The organism is Tianxiuia mixotrophica, from assembly GCF_050596425.1.
Taxonomy (GTDB): Bacteria; Bacillota; Clostridia; order Peptostreptococcales; family Acidaminobacteraceae.
Window position 1 is genome coordinate 938,678 of the sequence record NZ_CP192292.1, and the last position, 13,102, is coordinate 951,779.

Sequence of the window (13,102 nt, forward strand, 5' to 3'; positions counted from 1 at the left end):
CTATAGAAAATCTGGAAAGCTCCAACATAAAGATTTTGATTGTCTATATAGAATAGTCAAAGATTTATAGGGTGCTAAGACTTGATTAAAACAAGACCGTGATATATAATGATAACGAAAACCGATAACGAATTATGATAATACAAATTCATTTTCAAGTCTATTGTGTCGTTAAGAGGGTATAACTGGCATATAAGAAAAAGGAGATGCTCATGAAAGAAAATATAAAACACACAAGCAATGTGAAATGGACAGCCTTTTTAAAAGATGTTCTGCTATGCTCCTTGGGGGCATATGGTGGCCCTGCTGCCCATTATGGCGTTTTTACAGATCAGATGGTGACAAAAAAAGCCTATCTGACTGAAGAGGAGATGGTGGAACTCATAGCGCTTAACAGTGTTTTACCAGGACCGACAAGCACTCAAACCATTGTTTCCATTGGCTATAAAACAGGTGGACCGGGCTTGGCATTTTTGACCATGCTCGTTTGGGCCCTTCCGGTTCTTTGCATGATGACAGGGTTGTCTTTTCTATACCAGATCCTTAAAGAAATGAACATTTCTCAAGATGTTCTTAGATACGTGGGACCAATGGCTGTTGGCTTTATTATTGTTGCGGCGTACAGGATTGGAAAGAAGGTTATAAAGGGAAAAATGACAGTGGCCCTTCTCGTGTTCGGCGGGTTAACAACCTACTTTATTAGAGCACCTTGGATATTTCCTCTGGTTTTACTTTTGGGTGGGCTTGTCAGCATCCTCTTTTCAAAAGAAAAAAACATATGGAATCATGTTAAGCTGAGTCCACCTTGGATATACTTTATGACCTTTGTTTTTTTCGCCCTTATGAGTTTAGGACTGGCATATGTTTCTGACAACCGAATAGTGGATTTGTTTGAAAGCTTCTATAGATATGGATACCTGGTCTTTGGAGGGGGACAGGTTGTCATTCCAGTCATGCATACTGAATTGGTTGGATTAAAAGCTTATATGACCAACCAGGAGTTTCTAACAGGGTATGGACTTGTTCAAGGTTTACCAGGCCCCATGTTTAGCTTCAGTGCTTATGCTGGGGGCATGGCAGCTAGAGGCAGCGGGACGGGAATCCAGATTTTAGGCGCACTGGCGAGTGGCATAGGAATTTTTCTTCCTGGCCTTCTTCTCATATTTTTTGTCTATCCAGTATGGGAGAAGCTCAAAGAAATAAAAGCTGTTAAAATTTCACTTCTTGGCATAAATGCTGTTGCTGGTGGACTCATAACCACTTCCGCAGTCGTGCTCATGCAAAGAAGTGGCCTACATTTTGACAATTTGCTCGTAACACTGATGACTGTTGTCTTACTCATGACAAAAAAAATTCCAGCACCCCTGATTGTTATACTAGCCATAGGTTTTGGGATAATGATTTAATGGGATTTTAGAGGAAAAACCACAAGACCATATAAACTGAAGAGATAACAATTAGATTATGAAAAACAAAGCCCGAGTGGTGGTCAGGTATTAATTGAACTGGCCACCACTCGGGTTTTTTGTATTATAGATACCACTGCTGGGAACAAGGTACGTCAAGAATCTGTGCACATGGCGCACTTGTTGTTTTTATGTATATTATCGGGATCAACAAAGCGACCGCACTTGACACAGGCCACATAATTCTTGTTGGCACAGGATGCACATAATGATTCTCCATCGCTTCTTGTGAAGGAAGAATGTTCTCGTCCGCAATCAACACAATTATACATTTCACCACCTCCATGACAGTCATTTACCCTGAAAGAAGGATTTGTAATCATTTGTAAACTTGAACTCGGGGAAAAAGTTCAGTATCCTTAAGAAAAAGTAAGTGGATGATGTGGATTAAAAAAGGTTAGGAGATTAAAATGAAACCAGAGACTATACTGAGTCAGCTCAAATCATCTCAAGTGGATTATTTATTACATGAACATCCGCCTTTATATACAGTGGAAGAAGCCAAGGCTTACGATGAAAAAATGCCAGGTGGACACTGTAAAAATATGCTTGTCACGAATAAGAAAAGGACGAGTTTCTTTTTAATTATACTGGAGTCTCAAAAAAGAATGGATTTTAAAGCCTTAGGTCAAAAAATCGGTATTAAGGGACTGAAGTTCGCCAAAGAAGAAACCCTCGAAAGATTTGATACTTTTTCGGGGTCTGTGTCCCCATTCATCGTTCTTGAAGACTCTGAAAATGAAATTGATGTATATATTGATAGGGACTTGCTCAATTATGACCGTTTGAACTTTCATCCCAACATCAACACCCTCACTGTGGGCGTGGAGACTCAGGCTTTTACGGACTATATGAAAAGGGTCAATCATGAAATGTTTCCCTTACAGTATCCATAAAGAGCAGATGAATAGAATAATGGTGATATAGTGATATTTTTAAGTGGAACTGTTAAAAATTTTAATTTCACCTTTTAATTTTATCGTCAATGTATTACCATATATACCGATTGGATGAAGGGTATCTTCACACTGCAACGGATACTTGATGGGGTGAAAGACATGGATGATAGAGTGAAATCTCTAAGACAAGAACTTATTAAAAATAAACAAGGAAACAATCCGTGGCGCCCAGTGGGTTTTCATATTCTTTTTGGATTTCTTTGGATTTACTTATCAGATAGACTGCTGTCTATGGCCATTCATGATAGAGCTGTCTATGAATGGGTTCAAACCTTCAAAGGTGCCCTTTATGTAACGCTTACAGGTGGGGCTTTATATTTCCTTATTCGAATGGACAACTCTAGAATTTTTTCCCTGAATAAGTCCTTGAGTATTCAGAATGAAGAATTGGTGGCATACTCCGAGGAGTTAACAGCCGCAGATCAAGAGCTCAATAGCAAAGTGAATGCGCTGAATGATTTAACAGAAAAACTAAAAAAGCGGGAAGTGGAGCTCCTTGAATTGGCTACCAAAGACCACTTAACGGAACTGCAAAACAGGGTCAAATACGAAATGGATTTGGAGGCCTATCTTCAAATACATGAAAGTTTTAATGTGTTAATCGTGGGAATTGATGATTTTAAAAAACTCAACAATTATCATGGGCACAATTACGGGGATGCCCTGCTTAAAATTGTAGGGCAGGCACTTTCTAGTACTATAGGGTATAGCCATGTTTATAGAAGTTCAGGAAGCGAATTTATTATCTTATTGCCCCCTGACTATAAACATTACGAAGAGGAAAGTATTTTTTTAATTAAGGAAGCCCTAAGCCGTATCCAGTGCGTGAATGGGCTTGTGTATACCCCGTCGGCTTGTATTGGTGTTGTTCGTGTGAACAAGGGCGAAGATGTGGATAGTGTTTATAAAAAATTAAATGTGTCCCTTTTGCATGCAAGAGAAAATGGCATTAATACGGTGAAATCCTATAGCGAAAACTTTGAGAAAAAGCAGTTCTACAATATTCAGTTGGATGAAGCCATTAGAAAATCCATGGATCAGGATTTATTTGACCTAAACTTTCAGCCTATATACAGTTTGAAAAGTGGGCAGATTGTGTCTTATGAGGTCCTCCTTAGGTGGCCGAACAATGAACTTGGGGAAAAGAATATTGGTCATGTTATTGAAAGGGCTGAGAAGACGGGACAAATCCTTGATCTGGACAAATGGGTGCTCCGCGAACTGATTCGTCACCTTAAATCATCACCAAATATATTTATGGGAAAACGGCTTTCCATGAATGTGTCATCACGTTCCTTTCACTCAGATCATTTCTATAAATATTTCATGAGAGAAATGAAAGAGGCAAGCATACACCTGTCTATGATTGAACTGGAAATCACTGAGTATTCAGTGATTGAGAACCTAGACAAGTGTAGAAATATAATGGAAGCCTACAAGAAGGAAGGGGTGAAAATTGCCCTTGATGACTTCGGCACCGAGTTCTCCTCATTAAATTACTTGAGTAAGCTGCCCTTTGATACGCTAAAAATTGATAAGAGTTATATTGACGATATAGAATCAAACAAAAGAGATGAGGCTATTGTCAAACACATTGTTGACTTGTCTAGAAACCTTGGGCTGATTGTTATAGCAGAAGGTATTGAAACTAGGGGGCAAGAGGATATACTCAAGAGTATGTCTTGCGACTGCGGCCAGGGATATTTGAAATCAAGACCTGTGGATATTTCTATTCTGGGGAACTTAGTGGGCTAGTACCTCTATTTAACGAGACAGGGCAACACGTAAAAAATAGATCAATAAAGGAACCACTGGGTATATAATTCTCAGTGGTTTTTCTTGTCTTAGGACAAGTTAAACTTGCACATAGAGTTGTGAAAAGTATAACTTGCGAATTTTTTTGATTTTTACGAAATTTAATTGATTGAATTTAGAAATAAATCAAAAAAAGCTAGACAATTATGCTGTGAGCCAGTAATATCAATGTATATGCATTATACATTCGATTATGCATAATTTAACATTAAATGGAATTTAGTTCCGGGGGGAGATATTATGAAACCATCTTTGAATGACAAGTTATCTGTAATTGGTGTTTCAATGGATTTAGGCGCAGGCACTGCGGGGGTAAGTCTTGGTCCAGCTGCACTTAGATATGCAGGCATTATTGAAAGACTCGAAAACATTGGCTACGATGTGAATGACACAGGCGACATCGTTGCAAACAAGCCAGAAAGCGCTATCACAGAAGGCACACACTTAAAAAACCTAGGTGAAGTGTCTCGTGTGAACAAGCTCCTTTGCGAAAGAGTCGACAGCGAAATGTCACAGGGACGTTTCCCGCTTGTTTTAGGGGGCGACCATAGTATTGCTATTGGAACAATTGCAGGTGTTTTACAGCATAAGAAAAACCTTGGCGTGATTTGGTTTGATGCTCATGGAGACATAAACACGGCAGAGACATCACCATCGGGAAATATTCATGGCATGCCTGTCGCTGTTAGCCTGGGTCATGGTCATGAATCCCTTACAGAAATAGGTGGGGACGATAAAAAGATCAAGTCTGAAAACATCGTATTCATTGGTTGTCGTGACCTGGATGCCGGTGAAAGAAAAATGCTGAAGGCATTTGGAATAACAGTATTTACAATGCATGAAGTGGACAGAATGGGCATGACAGAAGTTATGAATCGTGCCATTGCCATTGCATCTGAAGGCACAGACGGCATCCATGTCAGCTTCGATGTGGACAGTCTTGATCCAACACATGCAATTGGAACAGGCACTCGAGTGCCTGGTGGCCTAACATACCGCGAAAGCCACTTGGCTCTTGAAATGATCGCAGAAACAAATAAAGTTGTAAGCGCGGAATTTGTAGAAGTGAATCCGATTATTGATATTAAAAATCAAACAGCTAAGCTTACGGTGGAACTCATTGGGTCCCTCATGGGTGAGTGGCTCATTTAAGAACTGAATAGTGCGCATAATTTAGGGCTGAACCAATAAAGTAATGTCTTTATTGGTTCAGCCCTTTTTTTATGAGTATTCCTTCCAAGTCCATGCGATTCGGATAATAAGCAGCAGACAAATGACTTCAATGCCTCCAAGAAAAATATAGTGAAGGGCAAGTGACCCACCCCCTACAACAAAAGCTATTGTTATAAGCGCTGCAGCAATATTCAAATTACGATTCATCTTCCACTTGAGCGTTCTAGATAATAAAATCATAGCAATGGGAATTTCCAGAATTAATGCAGCGATTAGCATAAGCTCTCCAGTGATATTGACACCATCAACAGTGCCGGAAATTGCTGCTTGAAGACTTCCCGGTATCATGAAGGACAATATATCTGCAAAAGCCATATTGAACATAATTACAATCCACAATGTTGAAATCAATATTCGTGTGTCAATCTTTTCAAAAAACTGTCTTTGACTCATTTTTTTCTCCCTTATCCCTTGTTAAAAGATTTATTATAATCAGGATACAGAAAGAGGATTAGAATTCCCTGAGAAAAACAAAATGACAAGACTTTTATTTTAAAAGATCCAGAACAACGCTATCAAGCTGGGATTTATCGCATATGTCATTATGGAGCACGGGACGCTTGTCAATATCCTTAATAGGTGCAGGAATATCTAAGCCGGCTTTCTTAGAAAGCAATTCAACCAATTCAAAGTCAGAAAAGGCATCCACATCTTGACCAAGACCCTCAAGCACGCTACGTGGGAACTTGAAAGGGCTCGCTGTTGAAGCGATAAGTGTTTGTGTCATGTCTCCCGTTTTGTTGACATAGTCCGTGTAGACCTGGTATGCCACAGCTGTGTGGGTGTCTACAGTATAACCGTGGTTTTTGTAAAGTTTAGAAATAGCACATACTGTGGCTGTGTCATCTGCATAGCCGCCATAGAAATCAGCCATATTTTCTTTCATTGTTTCATTGATGGCATAGTGTCCCTTTGTTTTTAAGTCGTGCATTAATGAAGCAATGACAGAGTCATCATTTCCGCTTAAGGCATATAAAAATCTCTCAAGATTGCTGGAAATCAATATATCCATAGAGGGAGAAACCGTAGGGATAAATGGTCTGTTTAAGTCATAAACCCCAGTGTTAAAGAAATCCGCGAGGACATTATTGGTGTTTGATGCACAGATAAATTTTTTCACAGGCAGCCCCATGTTTTTAGCGTAATAGGCTGCAAGTATATTGCCGAAGTTGCCTGTTGGTACGACCACATTTATTTCATCACCTAGGGCGATTGTCCCTGTTTTAACCAGCTGGTAGTAGGCATGAACATAGTAGACGATTTGTGGGACCAGGCGACCTATGTTAATGGAATTGGCAGATGATAGAATATAGCCTTTTTCTTTTAAAAGAGACTTATAGGCTTCATCGGTAAAGATTTTTTTAACCCCATTTTGGGCATCATCAAAGTTGCCATTGATTCCAAAGACATGGGTGTTTTGTCCCTCTTGTGTGATCATTTGTCTTTTCTGAACATCACTGACGCCATCTGTTGGGTAGAAGACAACAATATCTATGCCGTCCACGTTGGCAAAACCTTCAAGGGCAGCCTTTCCTGTGTCCCCAGAAGTGGCTGCTAGAATAATAATGTCTTCCTTTGTACCGAGTTTCTTGGCGCTGGTCGTCATGAAGTGCGGCAGTATAGACAGGGCCATATCTTTAAAAGCCAGAGTTTTTCCATGGTATAGTTCAATGAAACTGGCCTTGTCACAGGTATGAACCGGTGCAATTTGAGAATGCCTGAATTTATCATCATAGGCTGAGAGTATACACTTATCAAGCTCCTCAGATGTAAAATCAGTTGCAAACTGACTTAAAATAACCTTTGCAAGGGCTTGATAGGACAGGTCCTTGAGCTGACCATCTAAGAAATCGAGCTTTGGTATCTCTGTGGGTACAAAGAGACCACCGCCTGATGCTATGCCCTTTACAACAGCTTGGGCGAACGTTAGGCTTTCATCGCTTGAACGGGTTGATTTAAAGTGAAGTGTTGACATAGTGCCTCCTAATATAAAATAAAGCCCTCTCTCACAAGTGCAGTATTCGTAACTAAAGGGGTTAAATATGAACGTTATGAAACAATTTAACCGTTACATATATACTATAGAATTTTATTCAAATTTCAACCTTTTTGTGTAAAGTGCTTGTGTTTTATTAAGAAAAGTACAAAAGTGTTCTTTTGATGAATCACTCGGACATTATATTGGACATTGCTCGCAAAAAAGGACAAAAAAGAAGGAAAAGATAATGGATAATCTTTGATAAAAAACTAACATTCAAATCTGTCGAAAACGTTAGAAAATAAGGCTTGTAAGCTTTTTGAAAACTATTTTCAAGACGTGAGAAACATGTTAAACTATGTAGTCAATAGCGCTTATTGTATACACAATAAATGAGCGCTGGAGCACATAAAATAGGTTGAAGATTAGATTTAAAATAGAGTAAGGAATGGAGTCGTCTTATGGCACAACATATAATCGAAGAAGCGAAAAGATGTTTACAGTGTAAGAATGCCCTGTGTAAAAAGGGGTGTCCCGTTGGAACACCTGTCAATGATGCGGTGGAGATGTTATTAAGTGGTCAAATTTCCGATGCAGGAAAACTACTCTTTGACAATAACCCACTGTCTATTGTCTGTTCACTGGTGTGTCCGCATGAAAAGTTCTGTGAAGGAAGCTGTGTTCTTGGTCGCAAGGGCAATGCTATCCACTGGAGTACCATTGAACATTATATTTCTGACTACTACCTCAACAAAATGGATCTACAGCCTCAAAGAGATCCTGAGAAAAAAATTGCTATAATTGGATCGGGACCTGCAGGCATTACTTTAGCTTTCGTACTGGCACAAAAAGGATATGACATTACAATATTTGAATTAAGAGATAAAATTGGCGGTGTCTTGCAATATGGGATTCCAGCCTTTCGTCTACCAAAAGACATTCTCGACAGATTAAAAGACCAACTGGTCAATATGGGGGTTAAAATTAGACCCAACACCTTAGTGGGACCAGTTATTACAATTGATGACTTATTTAGAGATGGCTACAGAGCCATTTTTATAGGCACAGGGGTTTGGAATCCAAAGCCAATGCGCATTAAAGGAGAAAGCCTAGGGCATGTTCACTATGCTATAGACTATTTGAAGAACCCTTCAAGTTTCCAAATTGGAAAAAAAGTTTGTGTGATCGGGGCAGGCAATGTTGCTATGGATGTGGCACGAACTGCTGTCAGACGCGGTGCAAAGGAAGTTTCGATCATGTATAGGCGGGCTGAAGAAGATATGCCAGCCAGTCAGCATGAAATAAAGTACGCCAAATTAGATGGTGTAAAGTTTGAGTTTTTCAAAAGTCCAGTTGAAATTAATGATGATGGTATAAAATACTATGAAACAAAAAAAGTCACAGAGGACGGGCAAGAAAAGCTTATAACCCTTGATGGGCAAGATGGGCGCGAGGGGACACTTGAACTCTTTGAGGCAGATACAATTATTATAGCTGTCAGCCAGGGACCGAAAACAAACATCATAGCCCATTCTAAAGGCATTGAAATTGGAAAAACAGGCCTTGTCTCTACAGACAATTGCGGTCGGACAAGTCGCCAAGGTGTATTTGCATCAGGGGATGTTGTAACCGGCGCCAAGACGGTTGTAGAAGCGGTCATGTTTTCAAAACGTGTGGCAAATGCCATTGAGAGCTATTTGGATTCAAGCGCAGAGACTTGCGAATAAGCCCAGAAACTCACGTTCATTTCACAGCAATTAATAGGTGAGCGACTTGCAAAATATCATTCAAGAACCCTCCTGGTAGCCTATATAAATATTTAATAATCAAAAATAAGATTCGCATGTTCACGTTCTAAAATAAAAGGCTGTGTATGAAAAAACCTTTCAAAAGGGCCTTTGTTTCAAAAGGGTGGACCTGCGAATCTTTTTCTTATATATAGAACTGATAAAACAAATAGAACTGATTTCAGAATAAAAGTATTCTACAAAAATGACTTGGCTTCTTCATATAAATCAGTATCTTCTTTATGCATACGCTTAAGGACTGCATCAAAGACCTGGCTGGATGCTGCCTTAAATGTATCCTGATCCAAAAGAATTTTAGACTTTGTATTATACTGGTCTTTAAACTGCATGTAGGTTTCACGTAAGTTGCCCATCTCGTCCATGTAACGTTCCGTTTTTTTCTTTAATGGATCGTTGCCCTTTTTAAGAAGGCTAGGGTAAAGATATTTATCCTCACTGTTTAAGTGTATTTTTAGTTTACCGGCCAGGGCACTTATATGTCTAGCTATAACCAAACCGTTGTCTTCTAAGTTTCCCTGCTCGATTAAAGTCATGGCTTCGTGGATGGTTTCGTAAATATCCTTATGTTGTCTTTCTAAATTTTGTAGGGTTGTCATATAGTTTCTCCTCTCAATAAATGATTGAGTCAATCACTTTTTGTCTATGAAGAAAGTATAAGGTTTTTATATGTACTGAGCGGTAACTCAAGTTACGATTATAAAAAAAGCTTGTAAATATAAAAAATGCTTTCAAATGAGCGACTTGCAAAATATAAAAAACAAGCTTTAAATTTTGCAAGTGCTAGGCAACAAACGCTTAGGTTAGTCTTAAAAGTCAAAGGGTATAAAAATAGAGACAGTATTATAAACCTATAAAAAATAATGTGAAGAAGTTTTCACCAAGCGGGTGATGAAATGGATAAAAGCAATATTGACAAAATAGACATACAAGAGAAAAAGGCCAAATTAAGGGGATTGACTTATGCTCTTCTCCTATGTTTTTTTATGCTTTTAATTTCATCCCTCATATATATCACAGTTCGAGATGATATTTACAATGAAATTGATGAATCACACTATGGACTCATTTTTAAGCTTGAAGAAGACATGAATCGAACAATAGAAGGCGTTTCGGAATATGCCATTTATTTAAGTCAATTTCCAGAAACCGAAAAAGCCCTTTATGGTCATGTAGAGGCACTTGAGAATACGGCATCAGTTATGCAAACCATTTGCCAGCACAATAGGGGTATAGACCAATTTCGTCTTTTGAATAATAAAGGACAAGAAATCGTACGAATCAATGTAGATGATTCGGGCAAGACGAGCATCGTTGAAAAAGAAAACTTACAAAACAAAGGGGACAGGTACTATTTTAAAGAAGGTATGAAAGCAAATCAGGGACAAATCTATATGAGCCGACTTGATTTGAACACTGAAAAAGGGGAAGTCGAAATTCCACATAAGCCTGTTCTAAGAATGGCAGTGCCTGTAGACAGAGACGGAGATCGGTTAGGGCTTGTCGTACTAAATTATAAAGGTGACGCTATCTTTAAAATGATGGAAAGTGAACATGCACACAGCAATGATGACGTGATTCTTTTAAATCAAGAGGGATACTATTTAAAAGGCTTCAGTAATTCTGTTACGTTCGGATTTGATATTCAAGGCCAAGAGGGTCGTGGTTTTTTTAAGGATCATCCACTGGTATGGGACCGCATGAAAACCAGCGGGACAGGTAAGTATGAAAGTGAACGCGGATGGGTCTATTACAAGGAAATGCAGCCCATTAAAACGCAGGTAAACCCTTCAAGTTTAAGGTCATGGTTTATATTGATTTCCATACAACAAAAAGAAATTAAAGAAGAACTGAAACATCTTATTTTAGGCCTTCAAATAGGCAATGTTATTCTCGTTCCCCTCTTTATATTACTGGGGTGGACGCTGGGGGACTACCAGATTAAGAACAAATATTACAAATTAACCCTAGAAAATCAGGCCCGTGTAGACGCTTTAACAGGACTCTTTAACAGACGCTATGCCAATGAACTCCTTCAGTATAATATTGACCTAATAAGCAGGCAAAACGGAAACCTTTCCCTTGTCTACATTGATCTGAACAATCTAAAATTTGTGAATGACACATACGGTCATGAAATGGGCGATCTCATGATAAAATCGGCAGCTAAGGCCATGATGAAAAGTGTCAGAAAGACAGATGTGATCGGTCGAATGGGAGGGGATGAGTTCATGATTGTCCTACCTGATTGCACCATAAGCAAACTACAGGAAATAATGGGTCGTATAGAACGAAGATTTGAAGAGGTTGGTCGAGCAGAGTTGGGGCAAAGCTGGTCAATGAGTTGGGGGTTTTCCCAGTGGACTAAGGAGGATGACACTGTTACAGATCTTGTAGACAGAGCTGATAACGCCATGTATAGACACAAGAAGATCTTCAAAGAGGCCCCAAAAAATAAGGAGAAGTAAAGTTCGTTCTTTGGGTCAGAACAAAATAAAAGCAAACTGAATAAAAAGAATACAAACAGGGCTAAGTAAATGCCCTGTTTTTCAATGTACGAATATCGCATTTATAAATTCCTTGAATACTTGAGAGTCAACTAGTGAAATATTCGATTGGATGGTCCCGGGTTAGTATGACATATTTAGATAAGCAAGAACGTTTAAAGACTTGATGGGAGGCTATTATGGAATTAAAAAAAGAGTTACCTGAAATTTTCGAAGAATTTTCTGAAGCAAGAAGAAATGGATTTATTGCAGCAAAGGCTTTTAAGGAACAAAACAAGCCTATGGTGGGGACTTTCTGTACATTTATGCCTCAGGAATTACCACTTGCTATGGGCGCGGCAACGGTTTCACTTTGTGCGACGTCTGATGAAACAGTAGGCGATGCTGAAAAAGACCTACCACGTAATCTTTGTCCGCTTATTAAATCCAGCTATGGATTTGGGAAAACAGATAAATGTCCTTACTTCTACTTTAGTGACCTAGTGGTTGGGGAAACAACATGTGATGGCAAGAAGAAAATGTTTGAGCTTATGGGAGAGTATAAACCAGTACATGTTATGCAACTGCCTAATAATCCAACAACAAAAGAAGCCCATGACATGTGGAAGGCTGAAATTATCCGCTTAAAAGAATCGCTTGAGACACAGTTTGAAACGACAATTACAGAAGAAGATATTAAAAAGGCCATTAACCTTAAAAATAGAGAAAGACAAACACTGAAAGACTTCTATTCTCTTGGAAAGCTAAACCCGCCAGCCATTAGTGGTGGTGACCTTCTGAAGGTTCTATATGGCAGCACTTTTAAGTTTGATAGAGAAGAAACAATTAAAGAGGTTTCGGCTCTGACTGATAAAGTTATGAAGGAATACGAAGCTGGCAAGAAACTGGAGCAAAAACCGAGAATCCTCATCACAGGATGTCCTATCGGTGGCGTGACAGAAAAAGTTGTAAAAGCCATCGAAGAAAATGGTGCAACTGTGGTCTTCTATGAAAACTGCATGGGTGCCAAAGCTGTTGAAGATAATGTGGATGAATCCAATCCTGATGTTTACGAAGCTCTGGCAGAGAAATATCTAAAAATTGGATGTTCATGTATGTCGCCAAATGAAAACAGATTTAAACTTCTCGACAGAACAATTGATGAGTACCAAGTGGATGCGGTTGTAGATGTTATACTACAAGCCTGTCATACCTATGCTGTAGAAACTATGAATGTTAAGCGCTTTGTGAATGATAATAAAGGAAAGCCTTATATCAGTGTGGAAACAGATTATTCAACATCTGATATTGGTCAGCTAAACACACGTATGGCAGCATTTATTGAAATGTTATAGGCGTA

Annotated in this window: 11 protein-coding genes; 7 read left to right on the top strand and 4 right to left on the bottom strand. The window is 39.0% G+C overall.

Annotation, left to right across the window (positions count from 1 at the left end; genetic code table 11):
• Window positions 1–212 precede the first annotated feature (212 nt).
• The gene (gene chrA, locus ACQ4KW_RS04260; RefSeq protein ID WP_430885295.1) at window positions 213–1,406 is read left to right on the top strand and encodes a chromate efflux transporter; all 1,194 of its coding nucleotides are present in this window, start codon (window positions 213–215) and stop codon (window positions 1,404–1,406) included.
• Between the two features lie 155 nt (window positions 1,407–1,561).
• Here the strand turns inward: chrA and ACQ4KW_RS04265 are convergent, their stop codons facing one another.
• Complete coding sequence (locus ACQ4KW_RS04265) at window positions 1,562–1,738, bottom strand: hypothetical protein (RefSeq protein WP_430885296.1); 177 nt, start codon at window positions 1,736–1,738, stop codon at window positions 1,562–1,564.
• A 138-nt stretch (window positions 1,739–1,876) separates the two neighbouring features.
• On the opposite strand from ACQ4KW_RS04265, the gene ACQ4KW_RS04270 reads away from it, so the two are divergent.
• The 3 genes from ACQ4KW_RS04270 (at window position 1,877) to rocF (ending at window position 5,392) form a co-directional block, all read left to right on the top strand.
• Window positions 1,877–2,362: a prolyl-tRNA synthetase associated domain-containing protein gene (locus ACQ4KW_RS04270; protein ID WP_430885297.1), complete on the top strand. Its 486-nt coding sequence runs from the start codon at window positions 1,877–1,879 to the stop codon at window positions 2,360–2,362.
• 162 nt (window positions 2,363–2,524) lie between these two features.
• Entirely contained in the window at window positions 2,525–4,180 is a 1,656-nt protein-coding gene (locus ACQ4KW_RS04275) for a putative bifunctional diguanylate cyclase/phosphodiesterase (RefSeq protein ID WP_430885298.1), read from the top strand.
• Between the two features lie 300 nt (window positions 4,181–4,480).
• Window positions 4,481–5,392, top strand: coding sequence for an arginase (rocF, locus tag ACQ4KW_RS04280; protein ID WP_430885299.1), 912 nt, complete (start codon window positions 4,481–4,483; stop codon window positions 5,390–5,392).
• A 69-nt stretch (window positions 5,393–5,461) separates the two neighbouring features.
• Here rocF and ACQ4KW_RS04285 read toward each other — a convergent pair whose 3' ends face one another.
• Both ACQ4KW_RS04285 and thrC read right to left on the bottom strand, forming a co-directional pair.
• Window positions 5,462–5,866, bottom strand: a complete 405-nt coding sequence (locus ACQ4KW_RS04285) for a DUF6326 family protein (protein ID WP_430885300.1) — start codon at window positions 5,864–5,866, stop codon at window positions 5,462–5,464.
• A 94-nt stretch (window positions 5,867–5,960) separates the two neighbouring features.
• Entirely contained in the window at window positions 5,961–7,448 is a 1,488-nt protein-coding gene (gene thrC, locus ACQ4KW_RS04290; RefSeq protein ID WP_430885301.1) for a threonine synthase, read from the bottom strand.
• 464 nt (window positions 7,449–7,912) lie between these two features.
• Between thrC and ACQ4KW_RS04295 the strand changes: the two genes are divergently transcribed.
• A complete protein-coding gene (locus tag ACQ4KW_RS04295) occupies window positions 7,913–9,178 on the top strand; it encodes an NAD(P)-dependent oxidoreductase (RefSeq protein WP_430885302.1) in 1,266 nt (421 codons plus the stop codon).
• A gap of 257 nt (window positions 9,179–9,435) precedes the next feature.
• On the opposite strand, the gene ACQ4KW_RS04300 is transcribed toward ACQ4KW_RS04295, so the two are convergent.
• Window positions 9,436–9,855, bottom strand: a complete 420-nt coding sequence (locus ACQ4KW_RS04300; protein WP_430885303.1) for a hemerythrin domain-containing protein — start codon at window positions 9,853–9,855, stop codon at window positions 9,436–9,438.
• A 387-nt stretch (window positions 9,856–10,242) separates the two neighbouring features.
• Here ACQ4KW_RS04300 and ACQ4KW_RS04305 point away from each other — a divergent pair, with 387 nt between their 5' ends.
• Both ACQ4KW_RS04305 and ACQ4KW_RS04310 read left to right on the top strand, forming a co-directional pair.
• On the top strand, window positions 10,243–11,724 hold the full coding sequence (locus ACQ4KW_RS04305) for a sensor domain-containing diguanylate cyclase (protein ID WP_430885304.1): 1,482 nt from the start codon (window positions 10,243–10,245) through the stop codon (window positions 11,722–11,724).
• 218 nt (window positions 11,725–11,942) lie between these two features.
• Window positions 11,943–13,097, top strand: a complete 1,155-nt coding sequence (locus tag ACQ4KW_RS04310; RefSeq protein WP_430885305.1) for a double-cubane-cluster-containing anaerobic reductase — start codon at window positions 11,943–11,945, stop codon at window positions 13,095–13,097.
• Window positions 13,098–13,102 lie beyond the last annotated feature (5 nt).